The following is a 17512-nucleotide window of genomic DNA, read 5'->3' as shown; positions in this document are numbered from 1 at the left end:
AGCGCTGGCCGGGTTCACCCGCTCAGTCCCGGTGACTGCAGACGATACAGCAGCAGGCGGTAGAGCAGCAGACAGATCGTCCAGTCGATCAACATGGTCCACAGGTTATGTGAGAAAAAGTGCTCGCCGCGCATGATCTGGGCCGTACTGAGCACAGCTCCGCCGGCCAGGACCGCGTACAGCACCCAGCGGGCCTGACGCGGCCGCCGGTCGCGCAAGACGAAGTAAAGCGCAAACAGCGAAAATGCCGTCGCCGCATGCCCGCCCGGCCAGCAGCGCCCGGTATCGTGCGGTGCCGCAACCGGCGCCAGCAGCGGAACGTAGGGCTGCACGCCAGCGAACTCTTCCAGTTGCTGCGGACAGTAGACCTTGGTCGCACTTTTGAGAAATGGCATCGAAGCAGCGGATAAGGTAATCGCCAGCGCCAAATACAGCAGGGGGCGCCGCCATGCCCTGGCACGCGGATGCAGGAAACTCCCCGCCAAACACAGCAGCAGGCCGACTGCGCCGAGAGCCGCCACCTGGCGCACACCATCATGCAGCACGCGCTCCAGCCAGAAATCATGACGCAAGAAAAACCCGGCCGTCGGGCGATAAAAAATACGGCTCAGATAAAAATCAAGGCGCTCCGGCGGCCAACAGAGCAATCCCGCCATCGCCAGCAGTGGCAGCAACAGACTACCAGCCCTGGTCAGCGGACGACTGGCCGGTTGCTCCGGGGAAGCCCTCACCAGTCCGCTCGATGTCCCGGCTGACAGGACACGCCCCCCATCAGCGCACGAAACGCCGGCTTTCATGGCTGACCGCCGTCAGCAGGGGCTGGGCGGCAGCCACCACCTCATCGCGCTGCGTGCGGGTGACGGGGTGATCGTTCTCGTCATAGACGCTGTAACGGAAATGGTCGCGCCCGGTATAGGGAAAAACGATCTTGTGTTCGCCGTCATCGACGCCCATGTGGTCGTATTCACCAAAGACGAAGTAAGGCATTTCCTGCTCCAGCGGCAGCGCCGAGCTATAGGTCTGCGGCGCCTGTTGCACGCCCAGCCAGTGCAGCAAGGTGGGCGCGACCTGCAGGTGTGAGGTGCGGTGGCTGACCACGGCCGGTTCGACTCCCGGACGCCAGAGCACGAGCGGTACGCGGATCTGTTCTTCCGGGAAGGTGCTGCCATGACCGTGACCCCAGCGCCCTTTTTCCATGAATTCCTCACCGTGGTCACCGGTAAAGAGCACAGCCGTCTTGTCGAGCATGCCGGTACGTTCCAGGTGTTCGAGCAGACGCCCGAACTGGGCATCGATGTGATGCGCCGCATTGACGTAGCGGTTGTGGATGCCGCCGATGTTGTTGCGCAGATCGAGATCGATGTAGTTCATGTCACGCAGGTAGTCCGGACGCAGCGCGCTGTCTTCCGGGAAACTGTACGGCGCATGCGTCGATTCGAAGAACATGAAGCCGAAGAAGGGACGCTTCGGATCGCGCTGATCGATATGCCGGCTGAGATCGTCGATGTTCTGGATATCGCGGCGCCAGGCATCGCCCTGCTGGATGGCGTGCATATTCTCCGGCGGCACATCGACGAACAGGGTGTGGTGCAACTCGGGATAGGTGAAGCTCTGGCTGGTATGCAGGGCCATCTGATACCCCTGTTGGCGCAGCACCTGCATCAGCACCGGCGACACCCGCTGTTTTTCAAAGCTGTACCAGTAGGGCGCGTAAATCCCGTAGAAAAGCGAGAACATGCCCATGCGGGTACGGTTGCCACCGCTGTAGTGACGCTCGTAACGCGTCGCGCGCTGGGAAAAGCGCCACAGGTTGGGGGTGATTTCCGGGTCGAGCAGATCCCAGCGGAAGGATTCGGCCACCAGAATGATCACGTTATCCGGCCGTACCTTGCTGCTATCGACCGGCTCTGCCGGATAGACCACCTCACCGCCGGCCAGGCGCATGTTTTCCTTGCCCCGCGGTTCGACGCCCAGACGCTTGAACAGCTTGCTGGCGCCGCTCTTGAGATGGAAGGGAATCGCATCCGCCGCCGCCAGAATGTTCTCCTGACCGGTATGCACGCTGTAGGCGAAACCCAGTTCAACCACGCCCAGCAAACAAAACAAGGTGGCCGCCGTCCGCCGCCAGGTCCGCCGGGGCAATTGCCAGCCGCGGTCGTGATAGCGGTGCAGCAGCCACAGCACGGCCATATTGGCCAGCACGATGCCGGCCACCTGCATGGCCACCGTACGCTCCGTCGATTCGGTCGCACCGAGTGCCGCAATCCCCCCCGGCGTCGTCAGCAGGTTCCAGACAAAACCGTTGAAGTGATACTGGTAGAGCGAAAACAGCCGGTAATCGGCATACACCGCCAGCAGCACCAGGCTGCCGCCCAGGCCTGCCGCGCCGGCCAGCCACAGATCACGTCCAGGCAGACGGCGTGGCAACAGTGACAACAGCCCCAGCGGCAGGGCCGCCAGCAGCAGATAGGCGCCAGAGTACGCCAGGGTACTGAGCAGGACATAGCCCCAGGCCTGCGCCCCCTCAATTTCGACCTGCGGCCAGAACAGGCCGATCATGACGCACAGCGCCACATAGAGCAGGGCAAAATAACGGCGCAGCGGGCTCACAGCTGCGGGCGCCGCAGCCGCATCAATGGCGAACGACATCGTCTATTCCTGTAAAAATCAGGCTTTGCGCAGGGTATAAACACGCCACATTGCATAGCGCGGCAGGAAATCCTGGCTCGCCAGCACCTTGAAACCGGCAGCGGCGAATTCCGCTTCGACGACGGCAGCCGAAACCATGAACCGGTTCTGGTTTTCGCCCGGACCGCGCAAGGCACGCCGAGCTTCCAGGCGGCGGCGTTTCCAGGCTTTGTAATTACCATCCACCCACAGGGATACGATCAAGGTGTCGCGCGTCACCCGGTGAAACTCGCGCAGCATGGCCAGACGGTGCTCCGGTTCGGCAATGTGGTGCAGGAGGCGCATGCTGAAAACACAGTCGACCGCGCCATCCTCCAGATCAATGGCGAACGCCGAGGTCTGAAACGTCTTGACCCGACTGACCAGTTCCGCTGGCTGGCAACGCCGCGCCACCTCAAGCATGTGCGGCGAATTGTCCGCAGCCAGGATGACACGCTCCGGCTGTTCTGCCAGCAAGGACCAGAACCGTCCGGCGCCACAGGGCAGATCGAGCACCACCCCGGGATTGCCGGCAATCTGCAGGGCCCGGCGTGCCAGTTGCTGATCCCGCCAGTCGGATAAACGACGCGCCAGGCCATCCTTGTGCTTGCGGAAATACTGCAGCGAATGTTCGTCGTCGTATTTCTTGGAAAACTCGAGTTCGATCGGTGTGCGTTTAGTCACGGTCAGCCCGTCAGTAAGTAATGGCGACAACGATAGACATGCGGCAATCAAAGCCACGTCAAAAAAATGTGAAATTTTTGTGAAATCAGGGCCGCAAACGGACCCGGAAACAGCTGCCGCCCGCCGCCAGCGCCTCGGCGGTCACACTCCAGCCGGCCTGGGCGCATACCCGGCGCACCAGGGACAGCCCCAGGCCGAGCCCTTCGCCACGCGCATGCCGACCGCGCTGGAAGGGTTCGAAGATGCGGCCCAGTTCTTCCGGCGCAATGCCGGGACCGGTATCCTCGACACGAAAACCATCAACATCCAGACATAAACGGATCTCGCCCTGTTCGGTGTAATGCAGCGCATTGCGCAGCAGGTTGCCCAGTACCACGCGCAGCAGCGTCGGGTGCCAGCGGCCGGACACCGTGCCTTCCTGGCGATACACGAAGGACAAACCGCGCACTTCGATCAGCGGTTGCCACACGGCGACCTGTTCTGCGGCAATCTGCTCGAGGCTGACGCCGTCGCCCTCCGCCAGCCGGGTTGTCTGCACCCGGGCCAGTTGCAGGAAGGTTTCCACCAGCGCCTGCATGTCGGCACCGGCCTTGGCGATCCGCGCAATCTGCCGCTGGCTGTTGTCCGGCAGCGGCCCCTGCGCCAGCAATTCGCAGGACGTCGACACGATCATCAAGGGGGTGCGCAATTCATGGCTGACGTCGCTGGTAAACAGCCGCTCACGTTCGAGTGCGGCCTGCAGTTCGTTGAATGCCTGATCGAATGCCTGCGCCAGCTGCCCCAGCTCGTCATCACCATAGGCTGTCGCCAGTGGCCGTGCCGCCCCCTGCGTCCGGACGGCGGCGGCAAGGCGAATCACCGGATCGATGACCCGGCGTACAGTCAGGCGCCCGATCAGGTAGGCCAGTGCGATGGCCAGCAACACGCCGCCCGCGACCACCTTGTAAAACAGCTTTTCACGCGCCTCGAAGGCATCCTGATTGCGCACCAGAATGAAACGGTGACCATCGATTTCTTCTTCCAGCACATGCCAGGCGACACGCTCCGTGACCACTTCCTGATACCCCGGGTGCGGTGTTTCGAGCTCCCGCGGCAAGGGTTTCTGCGGCCGCAGCGTCGGCGCGTACAGGGCGCTGCCACCCGTCAGGTCGGGAATCCGGCCTTCGGTGAGGAAGACGTTTTCCACCGCCGCCATATCCTGGCGCAATTCCTCGCCGACCAGATCCTCTTCCACCTCATGCAGGACGGTAATGATGGCCCAGGCATTGATGCCGGCGACCAGCGACGTGAGCAGGATGAAGGAAAGCAGGATGCGCCGCGCCAACGGCTGCGGCATGCGTTCACTGCGCATGCTCGGCCGCCAGGCGGTAGCCCATGCCATGCACGGTGTGCAGCAGGCTGTGTGCAAAAGGGCGATCGACCGCCTGGCGCAGCAGATGCAGGTGGCTGCGCAGACTGTCGCTCGGTGGCGGCTGATCGCCCCAGAGGGCAAACTCCATTTCTTCCCGGCGCACCACGCCAGGACTCTTGCGCATCAGGAGTTCGAGCAATTTGAGGCAGGCCGGATTCAGCTTCAGCGGCTGGCCGGCGCGAGTGACCTGCCAGGTAGCGAGATCGAGCAGCAGATCATCCACCTGCAGACGCGACTGAAAACCTTCGCTGCGCCGCAGCACGGCATCGATACGCGCCGCCAGTTCGGCCAGGGCAAACGGCTTGACCAGATAGTCATCGGCGCCTTCGCGCAACCCTTGCAGACGGTCGTCGAGCGTATCGCGCGCGGTCAGCATGATGATCGGCGTGCGCTTGCCGCTGGCGCGCAGGCTGCGGCAGAGCTGAAAGCCATCCATGCCCGGCAGCATGATGTCGAGCACGATCAGGTCATAGCTGCCGGTCAGCGCCAGGTGCAGGCCGCCGGGACCGTTGTGGGCGCAATCGACGACATGCCCTGCCGCCGTCAGGTAGTCGGCAATATTGGCCAGGATGTCGGGGTGGTCTTCGATGACGAGCAAGCGCATGGCAGTCTCAAGGCGGGCAGAGATCGGGGTGACGTTCGGCCACGGCGGGCCAGTCGAAACAGGGCCCGGGATCGGTTTTACGCCCGGGGGCAATGTCACTGTGGCCGGCGATGGCGGTGACAGGATAACGCTGGCGCAGGGCGCGCAGCAGCGGCCATAACGTGACGTACTGAGCGGCGGCGAAAGGCGTGTCGTCGCTGCCGGCCAGTTCGATGCCGATGGAAAAATCGTTGCAGTTCGCGTCCCCCCGCCAGCACGACTGGCCGGCATGCCAGGCTCGCAGATCGGCGCCGACAAACTGAAATAACGCACCATCGCGGGCAATGTAAAAATGCGCCGAGACCTGCAGCGATGCGATTTCCGCAAAGTAAGGATGAGCGTCGACCGCCAGCCGGTTGAGAAAGAAATCGACCACCGGTTGCGCCGAGAATTCGCCCGGCGGCAGGCTGATGTTGTGCAGCACGATCAGCGATACCGGAGTTGCCGGCGGCCGCGGCCCGAAGTTGGGTGAAGGATGGTGGCGCGCCGCTGACCACCAGCCCTCCGCCAACCAGATGCCGTCCTCCTGCGTCATGCGTTGCGGGCCAGCCGGGCTTGCAGCGATTCGACACTGACGTGCAGGGTCTCTGCCGCCTGCTCGGCATTGTCCGCCGCCTCGCTCATGACGTGGCGCAGCAGCGCACTTTCGATGGCCCGCAAGCGCTCTGCCAGCGGCGCCGGGCGCGCTGGCGCCGACCAGCTCCCCGCCTCCGCAGCGACCGCCCCAGCCGGCACGGCCAACGATTCCAGCTGCAGATCCTCGGGCAGGATGACGCCCTCGGCACAGAGCGCAGTAGCGCGTTCGAGGATGTTTTCCAGCTCCCGCACGTTACCGGGGAAGGTATACGTCATCAGCATCACCAAGGCTTGCGCCGACAGCAGCGGATGCTCCGGCCCCGCCAGACGCTTCAGAATGCGCTCGGCCAGCATTTCGATGTCTTCGCTGCGCTCGCGCAAGGGCGGCATGCGCAATTCGATGACATTGAGGCGATAGTACAGATCCTGGCGGAACGTGCCACTCTCGACGCACTCGCGCAGATTGCGGTGGGTCGCGCAGAGAATGCGCAGATCCACCGGCTCCTCGCTGACCTGCCCCACCTTGCGCACTTTCTTTTCCTGAATGGCACGCAACAGCTTGACCTGCATCGACAGCGGTAGATCGGCCACTTCATCGAGAAACAAGGTGCCCCCGTGCGCCGCCTGGAAAAACCCGTCCCGATCACTGTCGGCGCCCGTAAAAGCCCCCTTGCGATAGCCGAAAAATTCACTCTCCATCAGGTTTTCCGGAATCGCACCGCAGTTCACCGGCACGAAAGGCCCGGCACTGCGGGCACTGCGGGCATGAATGAGGCGGGCGGCAACCTCCTTGCCTGAACCCGATTCGCCGGAGATGTACACCGGCGCCTGGCTGCGCGCCAGTTTCTCGATCATCGCCCGGACCTGCTGCATGGCCGGGGACGCCCCCAGCAATTCCGGCCCTTCCTGCTCCGCCGTGCCGACAGCCTCTTCCGTACCGGGCAGCCGCAACGCTGCCTGCACCAGATTGCGCAACTGCTCCAGGCCAATCGGCTTGGCCAGATAATCGAACGCCCCCGCCTTCAGCGCTGCAACAGCATTTTCGGCACTGCCGTAGGCCGTGATCACGGCCACCGGCAGATGCGCGTACGCCTCGCCGATATGACGCACGATGTCCAGGCCATCGCCATCGGGCAGGCGCATGTCGGTCAGGCACAACTGGAAATCGTGACTGGCCAACGCCGCCCGCGCCTCCGCCACGGAACCCGCGCACACCGCCGTCAGCCCCATGCGCAGCAAGGTGAGGTCGATCAGCTCGCGGATATCGGCTTCGTCATCCACCACCAGCACGCGCTTGAGTTCGCTGCGTGGCCGGCGCTCATTACGGCTTACAGACACGTGTCACATCTCCCGGAAATGACGAATTGTGCCCCCGGCGCCATGCCGGGAGCAAGATTGCGCAACACCAGCGTGGCCCCGTTGGCAACACATAGTTCGCGGGCAATGAACAGCCCCAGCCCCGTCCCGAGGCTGTGGGTGGTAAAGAACGGCTCGAAAATCTGGTCGCGCATCTGCTCCGACACGCCCGGGCCATCGTCGCACACCGCAATATCCACCCGGCCGCTGGCCTCGCTGGCCGCTGCCCGCACCTGCACCGCACCGGGTTTGCCACTGGAATGACGCACGGCATTTGCGATCAGGTTCCACAACACCTGATGCAGATGCGCCCGGTCAAAGCACAACAGCAACGACGGCGGCACGTCCAGTCGGACCACGTCGGGGGGCCATTGCCCCACCGACTGCGCATCTTCCGCCAGGCGGACGAGAAAAGGCCGCAGGCTGATCCCTTCCACCCGTGCCTGCTTCTGTCGCCCCAGTTCAAGCACATCGGTCACGATCCGGTTCAGGCGCAAGGTGTTGTCACCGATGATGCGCAGCAGGCGATCGAATGTTTCGCCACGCCGCTCCTCATGCAGCAACTCTGCGGCATGGCCGATGGCCGACAACGGATTGCGTATTTCGTGTGCGATGCTGGCCGTCAAACGGCCCAGGGCGGCGAGTTTCAGCTGCTTGGCCTGCTCCTTGATGCGCTCCACATCCTCAACGAACACCAGCACTTCACCGCTGCTGCTGCCGGTGGGCATGAAGCGGGCCCCCAGTTCGGCATTACCGGCGCCGCTGATGAAGACGCTGTCGCTGCTATAGCCCGCCAGCCAGTTCTGCAGCGCCGCGGCCAGTGGCGGGGTGCAACTCTCGAGATGCGTGGCGGCTTCCGGCAAGCCCAGCAGGCGCGCCGCCATCGGGTTGTGGCGCACGATCCGACCATCGTGGCCGAGAATGAGCACGCCATCCTGCATGCGCTCGACCACGCGCTGATTGATGTGAATCTGGTCCGCCAGTTCGATACCGCGCCGCCGCGCCAGCTCTTCGTTGGCCATGATGCGCTGGCCGAGCAGGCGGGCCAGGATGGCGGTGGCAAAATACGCCGCAGAAATGAACCCCGCCTGCACGATGCTGCCACTGTCGGCCCCCTGCGCGACAATCGCCTGACTTTGCATGATCAGCACGGAGAACGTTGCCAGCGCAGCATAAAACAACACCCAGCGCCCCTGCCCGACCAGACTTGCCGCCGCCAGGGAAACCAGCAGGATGAGGCCAAAACCACTCTCGATCCCCCCGGCCAGCACCATCAGGCTGTTGATCAGCACGATGTCGACGACCACCTGCAGCGACAGCTGGAAATTGAAATGCTTCTGCCACAGACGCGCGAGCAGCAGACCACCACCGCTGAGCAGCAGGAACAGGATGAACAGGGTGAACAGCGTCGGTGACGGCGGCAGGGCCAGCTGCACGTTCCACTGCCCGGGGAACACCAGGCCGAGCAGGCACAGTGCGCCGAACAGGAAGCGGGCAAAGAGGAAGTACTGGAACGAGTGCCAGTTGGCCTCCCAGGTGCTGGTCAGCCAGGCAGGAACGCTAGCCTTCACGATGTTGCGACGAACAAAAATAGGTCCCCCGTGGCCCGGGCAATGCTTCGCTCGCGGGCAGATACACCCCGCAGCGGGCGCAGGCCACCATGTTTTCATCCCCCTCCACGTTACGGGGGGGAACGGCCCGTTCCCGGCGGCGCGGCGCCCGCCACGCCCACCAGACGATCAGCGCCAGAATGCAGATGAGCAGATATTTGAGCATGCTGTCCTCGGTCGCCCCGGCGTCAATCCGCCGCTTCCGCCCAAGCGATGATGGGCTGCCACTGTTCCCGATCGCGCTCGCTCTGCCCGGGCGGCAGATCGAACAAGGTCAGGCCGCCAGCGGCCGCCTGAACATAGCGCTGGGTATCGCGCAGATAGGCCAGCACGGGCAGTTGGAAACTGTCGAGAAAACGCTCCAGCTCGGCTGCCGCCCGGGTGCGTGGATCCACCCGCATGCCGATCACGGCCACATCGGCCCGCCCCTTGCGCACGGCCTTTTCCGCCAGCAGGGCATCGAGGAAAACACGCGTGGCGCGCATGTCGAATATCGAAGGCTGCACCGGCACGATCACCCGCGCCGACAATTTGAGTACCTTGTCCAGCATCTTGCCGCGCAGCCCGGCCGGCGTATCCAGCACGACATGGCTGGCCCCCCGGGGCGGACGGGCAATGTGATCGTGGCCGATATTCCAGGTGGCGATAGCCGGCAAATGCGCCGGACGGCTGGCCAGCCACTCGCGCGCCGAATGCTGCCGGTCGATGTCGCCCAGCATCACCTGTTGCCCTGCATGCGCAAAGTGAGCCGCCAGATGGGTGGCCAGCGTACTCTTGCCGGAGCCTCCCTTGGGATTGGCGACGAGAAAGGTTTTCATGGGTGCTTCCCTTCGCCGGCTTCCTGTTTCTCCAGAATACGCCGGACCAGGTTCACGTGTTCGCGCAGGGTATAGACCAGATCGGTAAAGCCCAGCGGGACACGCAGCCCTGCCGCCTCTTCGTCCAGCGCATCGAGCCGGCTGCGATATTCCTCGTTGCGTGCCGGATCGTAGTGGTTTTTCAGATCGTCCTCCAGGAATTTCAGCTCGCCATAACAGCGAAACACCTTGGACCGCACCCGCCAGCTGTAAAGTGCCGGCGCCACCCGCAACAAGGGAATCAGCAGGGCGATCACCGGCAGCAACAGCACGAACAACCGATCCACCAGCACCGCCAGCCAGAACGGCAGATAGCGCTGCAGGAACGGCGGGCCGGATTTGAAGAAGCGCTCGGCCTGATCAGATAACGGCAACATGCCATCCATGTAGGCGGGAAACTCGTTGGCCGTTTGAAAGAAACCCGGTTTGCCATGCACCTGGCGCGCAGCCTGCAGCAGCAGATTCTGCAGCGCCGGATGCAGATCCTCCCGGATCACCAGGCTGGCCGTCGGCGCCAGCACCCGAGTGTCCTGCGGCGGCAGGTCGCGGACCAGATCGGCCACCCCCTGCGGCATGGTCAACCGGGTCATGAACGGATAGCGCCGCTCGTAAGCAAAGGATTGCGAGAAATTCATCAGCTTGACACCGGGCGAACGCAGCAGCACCTGCACGACTGGCGCATGTTCGGCGGCAATCACGAACGCCGCATCGATGCGCCCTTGCTGCAGCTCCTCGGCCGCATCCAGGCCGGAAATGGGCATCGTGTTACGGCGAAAATCGATCTCGTTGTCTTCCAGCAGGCGCTCCGCCAGCTGGCGCACACCGGAGCCTTCCTGGCCGATGGCAATGCGCTTGCCCTGGAGTTGCGACAGCCGGTCGATGGTCGGCCCACGATAAAACACCCACACCGGCTCATAGAACATGCTACCCAGCGAGAGCAGTTCAGGATACGGCGACTCGCCATCAGGGTCGTCATCCGGTGCTGGCGGAATCGTGCCGCCCTGGACAAAGCCGATCTGCGCTTCGCCTGCCTGCAGACGCTGTAGATTCTGCAACGAGCCTTCCGACGGCAGTATTTCCAGGGTGATGCCATCACGCGCCAGCAGGGCGGCGTAGCGTTTGGCGAAATGGTAATAGGCGCCGCTTTCGCCGCCACTGGTCATGACCACATGGCGCGGCGGCGCGGGTTCGACGAACTGATAGGCGACCACGAAACCCATGCCGGCAATCAGGAAGATCCACCACGCCGTCGCGAAAAGATCACGCAGCGATAAGAGCCCTGCCTTGATTTTTGCCATCACGCTTCACCCATCAAGTAACCAACATCCGGAAAGCGTGAGGGTATCACTGCCGCGCCCGCGCACAAACTCACAGGGGCGTGAGTTTGGCATATTCGAGCGCCAGCCACTTCATGCCGGCCCCGCCACCAAAATTCACCTGCACCCGGGCATCGGCACCGCGCCCCTCGCAGGCGACGATCACGCCGGCGCCAAATTTGGCATGCTCGACGCTCTGACCGATGCGCCAGCCCGCCACCGTGCTCGCACTCCCATCCCAGCCCCCGGCCGTATCGGCCTGACGATTGCTGGCCGGATACGGTGTGCGCGTATGGTTCAGGCGCAGCAGCAACTCGCCCGGAATCTCGCTGAAAAACGGCGACGGCACGCAATAGCGCGTCTGCCCGTGCAACATGCGGCTCTGCGCTGAGGAAAGGTAGAGCCGCTGGCGCGCCCGCGTCACCGCCACGTACATCAGGCGCCGCTCCTCTTCCAGCCCGGCCGTGCCTTCATTGACCGCGTTTTCGTGAGGAAACAGCCCCTGTTCCAGACCGCTCAGGAAAACCACGTCGAACTCCAGCCCCTTGGCGGCATGCACGCTCATCAGCTGTACCGCTTCCTGACCTTCGCCGGCCTGGTGCTCGCCCGCCTCGAGCGACGCGTGCGCCAGGAAATCCGCCAGCGCGCCGTGCTCGCCGATGACGCCTTCGGCATCAATGAAGGTGGCAGCGGCGCTGACCAGTTCGTTCAGGTTGTCGAGCCGCTCCTGCCCTTCTTTCTCGCGCCGGTAGTGTTCCAGCAGGCCCGACACTTCGCTGACGTGCTCGATGATTTCCGGCAAGGGCAGCGCCGCCGTTTCATTACGCAGGCGTTCGATCAGGCCGACGAACGCCCCCACCGTCTGCGCCGCCTTGCCGCTGAGTGAGGCCGCCGCGTTGTACAGGCTGCAATTCATCTGATGCGCGGCAGCCTGCAAATTCTCCAGCGAGCGGGCGCCGATGCCACGAGTCGGAAAATTGACGACGCGCAGGAACGCCGTATCGTCATCCGGATTACCGAGCAGACGCAGGTAAGCAAGCGCGTGCTTGATTTCCTGCCGCTCGAAGAAGCGCAACCCGCCATAGACTTTGTACGGCACCGCCTGGGTAAACAACTCATGTTCGATCACCCGCGACTGCGCGTTCGAGCGATAGAGCACGGCGCACTGGCTGGCCAGCACACCGTCGCGCACCAGGCTGCGGATTTCCTCGACAATGAAACGCGCCTCGTCGAGATCGGAATAGCCCTCGAACACCCGGATCGGCTCGCCGGCACCGGTTTCCGTCCACAGGTTCTTGCCCAGACGGTCACTGTTGTGCTGGATGATGGCATTGGCAGCGGCCAGGATATTGCCGTGCGAACGATAGTTCTGCTCCAGGCGGATGATATTGTCGCCACACCACTGCGCCTCGAAGTCGCGCATGTTGCCGACTTCGGCGCCACGAAAACGATAGATCGACTGGTCGTCGTCGCCGACCGCGAAAATCTTTGCCCCGCCACCGGCCAACAACTGCAGCCAGGCATATTGCAGACGGTTGGTATCCTGAAACTCATCGACCAGGATGTGCTTGAACCGCTGCTGGTAATGCGTGCGCAAGGGCTCGTTACGTTGCAGCAGCTCATAACTGCGCAACAGCAGTTCGGCAAAATCACACACCCCTTCGCGATTGCACTGGGCTTCGTACTCGGCATAGAAATCCACACGCTGCTGCGTGTAATGGTCATACACCTCGGCCTGCGCCGCCCGGACCCCCTGTTCCTTGTGCGCATTGATGAAGTGGCAGAGCTCGCGCGGCGGATATTTTTCATCGTCCATCCCGAGGTTTTTCTGCAAGCGCTTGACCATGGCGAGCTGGTCGCCGCTGTCGAGAATCTGGAAGGTCTGCGGCAACCCCGCCTCGCGGTAGTGCGCGCGCAACATGCGGTTGCACAAGCCGTGAAAAGTGCCGATCCACATCCCGCGCACATTGATCGGCACCTGCGCCGTCAGCCGCGCCGTCATCTCGCGCGCTGCCTTGTTGGTGAAGGTCACCGCCAGCAAGGCCGCCGGCCCCACCTGATTGGTCGCTAGCAGCCAGGCAATGCGCGTGGTCAGCACCCGTGTCTTGCCGCTACCGGCGCCAGCAAGAATCAGGGCATGCACCGGCGGCAGCGTCACCGCCTGCAACTGCGGCGCATTGAGATGATGGAGGAGGTCAGACATGACAATACTGGAAGAAAAAACAGCATGGCAGTGTACCCCTTTCCCTTCACTGTGGTGAATTTGTGCGTCGCAACAATTTTTTACCTTGGCGCAGCGCCCTCCTCCTTGGAAAAATGTATACTTCGCACCATATTTATAGTGCACCGCACAAAATGCTCACAAGGCAGACACTCAACATCACAGCAGCCTCTACCCTGGCCTGAAAGGAAAACACCATGAACAGCATGCAAGCACCGAAAATTCTCCCCTGGGTTGCCAAACGCGCCGGCATCAGCGAGGAACTCGCACTCAAACTCTGGCGCCGTGCCGTTGGTGAAGCCGAATACCTGAGTGGCCAGACGGCCGGTAGCGAATTCTCCGGCCTGGCCGTCGAACGCTTCCTTAGCCTGGTCGAAGACGAAACCAGCCCGGCGCCTTCGCTCCTCAACCCGGCACCGCAACTCAGCTGGCTGTGTCGCCACCAGACGCGCGTCTCGCTGCTCTCCCTGCTGGCCGCACAGAATACCTACCGGATCTGGCAAAACGCCTGGAACGACCTGAGCTGGCCGAAAAAGGCAGCATGAGCGCAGGCGCCCCCCCCTGAAAACCACCGTTCGCGGTGGTTTTTTGTTTCCCGGGCCAGGCTGCCGCCGTCCTCGCCCGGCGCATGACAACAGGCAAGCTGCGCTAGAATCCTTGGCCATGACTTCGCACAACGCCAGCCTGCTGCTTCACCAGGAAGCCGGCATCCTCACCTGCCAGATTGCCGGCGACTGGCACGCCGGCGAACAGCAGCCTGAGCCATTGCCGTCAGTGACGGGTGGTGAGCGGTTGCAGTTCGATTGCAGCGGATTGGGCCGCTGGGACAGCAGCCTGCTCGCCCGTCTGCTGCCGCTGGCGGAATCAGCGCGCCAGGCCGGTTGCGTCGTAGCCGACGACGGCCTGCCGCCCGGACTGGCCCGCCTGCTGCGCCTGGCCCTGGCCGTGCCGGCACGGCGACAACCTGGCAACTCGCACGAAGAAGGCATCCTCGATCATGTCGGCAAGGTCACACTGGCCGCCTGGCAACGCCTTCCGCTCAACCTGGCTTTCCTCGGCGACCTGTTCCGCTCGCTCGGCCGGCTGGTGCTGGGCCGAGCCCGTTTCCAGCGGGCGGACCTGCTTCTTTTCGCCGAGGATGCCGGACCGCGTGCCCTGCCCATCGTCTCGCTGATCAGCTTTCTCGTCGGCACGATTCTGGCCTACATGGGGGCGGCGCAGCTGGCCATGCTCGGCGCCCAGATCTACATCGCCGACCTGGTCGGCATCGGCATGGTGCGCGAAATCGCCGCGCTGATGACCGGCATCATCCTTGCCGGGCGCACCGGCGCTGCCTACGCCGCCCAGTTGGGGACGATGCAGGTGAACGAGGAAATCGACGCCTTCCGCACCTTCGGTCTGCCGGTCAGCGATTTCCTGGTGCTGCCGCGCTTCCTCTCGCTACTGGTCATGGCCCCGCTGCTGACGCTGTACGCCGGCATTGTCGGCGTGGCCGCCGGCATGCTGATCGCGACGACGGTGTTCGATGTCGGCGCCTTCGCCTATTTCCAGCAGACCACGAAAGCCCTGAACCTGACCCATTTCATCGTCGGCATGGTCAAAGGCACCGTCTATGGCGCGCTCGTCGCCATTGCCGGCTGTCTCTGCGGCATGCGCTGCGGGCGCAGCGCCCAGGCCGTCGGCGAGGCGACCACGGCAGCGGTGGTGCTCGGCATCCTGCTGATCACCATTTCCGCCTCGTTGCTGACCATTCTTTTCCAGCAGCTGGGCATCTGACATGAGCCCGCGCCCGACCGCCATCGAAATCGATTCGCTGACCCTACGTTACGGCGAGCGCCTGATCCAGCGCGACCTCAGCTTCACCATCGCACAGGGCGACATCTTCATCATCATGGGTGGCAGCGGCTGCGGCAAAAGCACCCTGCTGCGCCATCTGATCGGATTGCAGACACCAGCGGCCGGCAGCGTCCGCTTTGCCGGCGTCGATCTCTGGCAGACCGACGACAGCACCCGCCAGGCCATGCAGCGGCGTTTCGGCGTGCTTTTTCAGAGCGGCGCCTTGTGGAGTTCGCTCACGCTGAGTGAAAACATCATGTTGCCCATGACCGAGATCGGCGGCTTCCGCGCGGCTGATGCACGCGAACTGGCGGCCGTCAAACTGGCCCTGGTCGGACTGGCCGGCTTCGAGGATTTCTATCCCTCCGAAATCAGCGGCGGCATGAAAAAGCGCGCCGCGCTGGCCCGTGCCATGGCGCTGGACCCGGACATCCTCTTTTTTGATGAGCCGTCCGCCGGACTCGATCCGCTCAGCTCCGCCCATCTCGACGAACTGATCCTTGAACTGCGGGACAGCCTCGGCGCCACCATCGTCATCGTCACCCATGAACTGGCCAGCATCTTCGCCATCGGCGACAACGCCGTCTTCCTCGACGCCGAAACGCGCACGATGATCGCCCTGGGCGACCCGAAGACACTCCGACACAGCGGACCGGAAGGCGTCCGCAACTTTCTCGGCAGGGGAAAAATGTGAGCAAGAAAACCCAACCCGCACTGATCGGCGCTTTCGTCCTCGGCGCCATCACGCTCGCGATCGCCGCGCTCTTCTTTGTTGCCGGCGGCGATCTGTGGAAAAAGAAATCGCGCTACATCATGTATTTCGACGGCTCCGTCTATGGCCTGCAAGTGGGTGCACCGGTCGTCTTTCGCGGCGTCAACATCGGGCTGGTCAGACAAATCGGCATTGCCCTCGACAGCAACCGGCAATCGTTCTTCATCCCGGTCGAAATCGAGCTCTTCGCCCAACCCGCTGTCGATCTCTACGGACAGTCGGTGGACATCAACAACCAGATGGCTTCGGGCCAGTTCGTCACCCAGGGGCTGCGTGGCCAGCTATCGATGCAGAGCCTGCTCACCGGGCAACTGTACATCGACCTCGACTTCCATCCAGAAACCCCGGCCCGCCTGCGCGGACATGGCGACGCCGGCCAGTTGCGGGAAATTCCAACCATCCCGACCCCCGTTCAGCTACTCAAACAGCAACTCAGCAACATTGATTTCGAAACACTTTTCCGCGACATTTCGGCCCTGGCCAGCGTGCTGCGCAAGACTGCCGAGAGCGACCAGCTGCAGACCACCTTGCACGCCCTCAACCAGACCATGCACAACATGAAACGCCTGAGCGCCCGGCTTGAACAGGGCAGCACGCCACTGCTCGGCGACATCCACAGCACCCTGGCCGAAACCCGCAGCGCCATGCAAACCGCCCAAAGCGCACTGAAAGAAATTGCGGCGGCAGCGTCCGACATCCGCACTGCCACCGCCGACAATTCGCTGCTACAGCACAACCTGCAACGCGCACTGAAAGAAACCACGCGGGCCGCCAGCGCAGTCCGCCAGCTGTCCGAAACCATCGAGCAACGGCCCGAAACGCTGTTGCGTGGCAAGGGAGAACAATGATGCTGCACCGTACCCACCTGTTACTCGCCACCGCCCTGCTCACCAGTGCCTGCGCCAGCAGCCCACCCAGCCAGTTCTACCTGCTCGAAGCGGCTCCGGCCACGACGACATTCAGCGCCGCGAGCACCACAGCCCCCCGCCTAGGTATCGGCGCCATCGTCCTGCCCGACTACCTCAACCGCCCGCAGATCGTCCTCCGTGACCACGGCGGCCGCCTGCTCCTGCGTGAGCGCGAGCGCTGGGCGGAACCGCTCGAAGACGGCGTGCGCCGCACGCTTGGGGAAAACCTCGGGCAACTGCTCGGCGCCGGACAAGTGGTCCAGCTCCCTGCTCCCCCGGGCATCACCGCCGACCGTCGCCTGCATCTCGAAATCATCCGCTTCGATGCCGGCACCGCCAACGAAGTCTGGCTACATGCCCGGTGGAACATCCAGACTGGCGCAACTGCCAGCAGCCTGCACGAACAACGCATTCGCATTGACACCGGCAACACCGACACCGGCGCCACCATCCACGCAATGAATGCCGCCCTGTACGAACTCAGCCGTCAGATTGCCGCCAGCCTCGACTCTGGCCACTACCATTCCGTTACCAAATAAGATTGGAAAGTGCGCAGAGCCATTGCCAGAACCAACATCACGGCACCTACGGAAGTGCACGCATCTCATCGTTCCCGCCCGGATTCATGCCAGGCTTTCTGCACCGGGGACAGCAA

At 63.3% G+C, this 17512-nt stretch carries 17 protein-coding genes; 5 read left to right on the top strand and 12 right to left on the bottom strand.

The window, feature by feature from the left end; genetic code table 11:
* Window positions 1–14 precede the first annotated feature (14 nt).
* The 12 genes from JYJ39_RS09295 to JYJ39_RS09245 form a co-directional block, all read right to left on the bottom strand.
* Complete coding sequence (locus JYJ39_RS09295) at window positions 15–797, bottom strand: phosphatase PAP2 family protein (RefSeq protein WP_205203832.1); 783 nt, start codon at window positions 795–797, stop codon at window positions 15–17.
* A complete protein-coding gene (locus tag JYJ39_RS09290) occupies window positions 772–2649 on the bottom strand; it encodes a sulfatase-like hydrolase/transferase (protein ID WP_205203831.1) in 1878 nt (625 codons plus the stop codon). The genes JYJ39_RS09295 and JYJ39_RS09290 overlap by 26 nt, the downstream gene beginning before the upstream one ends.
* Window positions 2650–2667: 18 nt before the next feature.
* A complete protein-coding gene (locus JYJ39_RS09285; protein ID WP_240189611.1) occupies window positions 2668–3351 on the bottom strand; it encodes a class I SAM-dependent methyltransferase in 684 nt (227 codons plus the stop codon).
* Window positions 3352–3436: 85 nt separating this feature from the next.
* A complete protein-coding gene (locus JYJ39_RS09280) occupies window positions 3437–4702 on the bottom strand; it encodes a sensor histidine kinase (protein WP_205203830.1) in 1266 nt (421 codons plus the stop codon).
* A complete protein-coding gene (locus tag JYJ39_RS09275; RefSeq protein ID WP_205203829.1) occupies window positions 4692–5366 on the bottom strand; it encodes a response regulator transcription factor in 675 nt (224 codons plus the stop codon). The genes JYJ39_RS09280 and JYJ39_RS09275 overlap by 11 nt, the downstream gene beginning before the upstream one ends.
* A 7-nt stretch (window positions 5367–5373) precedes the next feature.
* Complete coding sequence (gene ampD / locus JYJ39_RS09270; RefSeq protein ID WP_205203828.1) at window positions 5374–5940, bottom strand: 1,6-anhydro-N-acetylmuramyl-L-alanine amidase AmpD; 567 nt, start codon at window positions 5938–5940, stop codon at window positions 5374–5376.
* Window positions 5937–7319, bottom strand: coding sequence for a sigma-54-dependent transcriptional regulator (locus JYJ39_RS09265; protein WP_205203826.1), 1383 nt, complete (start codon window positions 7317–7319; stop codon window positions 5937–5939). The genes ampD and JYJ39_RS09265 overlap by 4 nt, the downstream gene beginning before the upstream one ends.
* Window positions 7310–8908, bottom strand: coding sequence for a sensor histidine kinase (locus JYJ39_RS09260; RefSeq protein WP_240189610.1), 1599 nt, complete (start codon window positions 8906–8908; stop codon window positions 7310–7312). Before JYJ39_RS09260 ends, JYJ39_RS09265 begins: the two co-directional genes overlap by 10 nt.
* Entirely contained in the window at window positions 8898–9113 is a 216-nt protein-coding gene (locus tag JYJ39_RS14040) for a PP0621 family protein (protein ID WP_240189609.1), read from the bottom strand. Before JYJ39_RS14040 ends, JYJ39_RS09260 begins: the two co-directional genes overlap by 11 nt.
* Before the next feature lie 22 nt (window positions 9114–9135).
* Window positions 9136–9765 (bottom strand): ParA family protein, encoded by a 630-nt coding sequence (locus tag JYJ39_RS09255; RefSeq protein WP_205203824.1) that lies wholly within the window; start codon window positions 9763–9765, stop codon window positions 9136–9138.
* Complete coding sequence (locus JYJ39_RS09250; protein ID WP_240189608.1) at window positions 9762–11102, bottom strand: TAXI family TRAP transporter solute-binding subunit; 1341 nt, start codon at window positions 11100–11102, stop codon at window positions 9762–9764. The genes JYJ39_RS09255 and JYJ39_RS09250 overlap by 4 nt, the downstream gene beginning before the upstream one ends.
* Window positions 11103–11172: 70 nt before the next feature.
* Window positions 11173–13323, bottom strand: coding sequence for a UvrD-helicase domain-containing protein (locus tag JYJ39_RS09245; RefSeq protein ID WP_205203822.1), 2151 nt, complete (start codon window positions 13321–13323; stop codon window positions 11173–11175).
* A gap of 215 nt (window positions 13324–13538) precedes the next feature.
* Between JYJ39_RS09245 and JYJ39_RS09240 the strand changes: the two genes are divergently transcribed.
* From JYJ39_RS09240 to JYJ39_RS09220, 5 genes are all read left to right on the top strand, one after another.
* Entirely contained in the window at window positions 13539–13886 is a 348-nt protein-coding gene (locus JYJ39_RS09240; protein WP_205203821.1) for a hypothetical protein, read from the top strand.
* 118 nt (window positions 13887–14004) lie between these two features.
* Window positions 14005–15117: an ABC transporter permease gene (locus JYJ39_RS09235; protein ID WP_205203820.1), complete on the top strand. Its 1113-nt coding sequence runs from the start codon at window positions 14005–14007 to the stop codon at window positions 15115–15117.
* Window position 15118: 1 nt separating this feature from the next.
* Window positions 15119–15871: an ABC transporter ATP-binding protein gene (locus tag JYJ39_RS09230; RefSeq protein WP_205203818.1), complete on the top strand. Its 753-nt coding sequence runs from the start codon at window positions 15119–15121 to the stop codon at window positions 15869–15871.
* On the top strand, window positions 15868–16797 hold the full coding sequence (locus JYJ39_RS09225; RefSeq protein ID WP_205203817.1) for an MlaD family protein: 930 nt from the start codon (window positions 15868–15870) through the stop codon (window positions 16795–16797). Before JYJ39_RS09230 ends, JYJ39_RS09225 begins: the two co-directional genes overlap by 4 nt.
* Window positions 16794–17396, top strand: coding sequence for a PqiC family protein (locus JYJ39_RS09220; RefSeq protein WP_205203816.1), 603 nt, complete (start codon window positions 16794–16796; stop codon window positions 17394–17396). The genes JYJ39_RS09225 and JYJ39_RS09220 overlap by 4 nt, the downstream gene beginning before the upstream one ends.
* Window positions 17397–17512: the final 116 nt, after the last annotated feature.

Source organism: Azonexus hydrophilus, from assembly GCF_905120355.1.
Taxonomy (GTDB): Bacteria; Pseudomonadota; Gammaproteobacteria; order Burkholderiales; family Rhodocyclaceae; genus Azonexus.
The sequence above is the reverse complement of the archived record's forward strand: the minus strand, read 5'-3'. Positions and strand labels throughout refer to the sequence as shown.

Excerpts from the sequence above, each read along its gene's own strand:
- JYJ39_RS09240 (WP_205203821.1), top strand. The coding sequence starts at position 13,539 with ATGAACAGCATGCAAGCACCGAAAATTCTCCCCTGGGTTGCCAAACGC.
- JYJ39_RS09220 (WP_205203816.1), top strand. The coding sequence starts at position 16,794 with ATGATGCTGCACCGTACCCACCTGTTACTCGCCACCGCCCTGCTCACC.
- JYJ39_RS09245 (WP_205203822.1), bottom strand. The coding sequence starts at position 13,323 with ATGTCTGACCTCCTCCATCATCTCAATGCGCCGCAGTTGCAGGCGGTG.
- JYJ39_RS09280 (WP_205203830.1), bottom strand. The coding sequence starts at position 4,702 with ATGCGCAGTGAACGCATGCCGCAGCCGTTGGCGCGGCGCATCCTGCTT.
- JYJ39_RS09255 (WP_205203824.1), bottom strand. The coding sequence starts at position 9,765 with ATGAAAACCTTTCTCGTCGCCAATCCCAAGGGAGGCTCCGGCAAGAGT.
- JYJ39_RS09295 (WP_205203832.1), bottom strand. The coding sequence starts at position 797 with ATGAAAGCCGGCGTTTCGTGCGCTGATGGGGGGCGTGTCCTGTCAGCC.
- JYJ39_RS14040 (WP_240189609.1), bottom strand. The coding sequence starts at position 9,113 with ATGCTCAAATATCTGCTCATCTGCATTCTGGCGCTGATCGTCTGGTGG.
- JYJ39_RS09290 (WP_205203831.1), bottom strand. The coding sequence starts at position 2,649 with ATGTCGTTCGCCATTGATGCGGCTGCGGCGCCCGCAGCTGTGAGCCCG.
- JYJ39_RS09275 (WP_205203829.1), bottom strand. The coding sequence starts at position 5,366 with ATGCGCTTGCTCGTCATCGAAGACCACCCCGACATCCTGGCCAATATT.
- ampD (WP_205203828.1), bottom strand. The coding sequence starts at position 5,940 with ATGACGCAGGAGGACGGCATCTGGTTGGCGGAGGGCTGGTGGTCAGCG.
- JYJ39_RS09250 (WP_240189608.1), bottom strand. The coding sequence starts at position 11,102 with ATGGCAAAAATCAAGGCAGGGCTCTTATCGCTGCGTGATCTTTTCGCG.
- JYJ39_RS09235 (WP_205203820.1), top strand. The coding sequence starts at position 14,005 with ATGACTTCGCACAACGCCAGCCTGCTGCTTCACCAGGAAGCCGGCATC.
- JYJ39_RS09230 (WP_205203818.1), top strand. The coding sequence starts at position 15,119 with ATGAGCCCGCGCCCGACCGCCATCGAAATCGATTCGCTGACCCTACGT.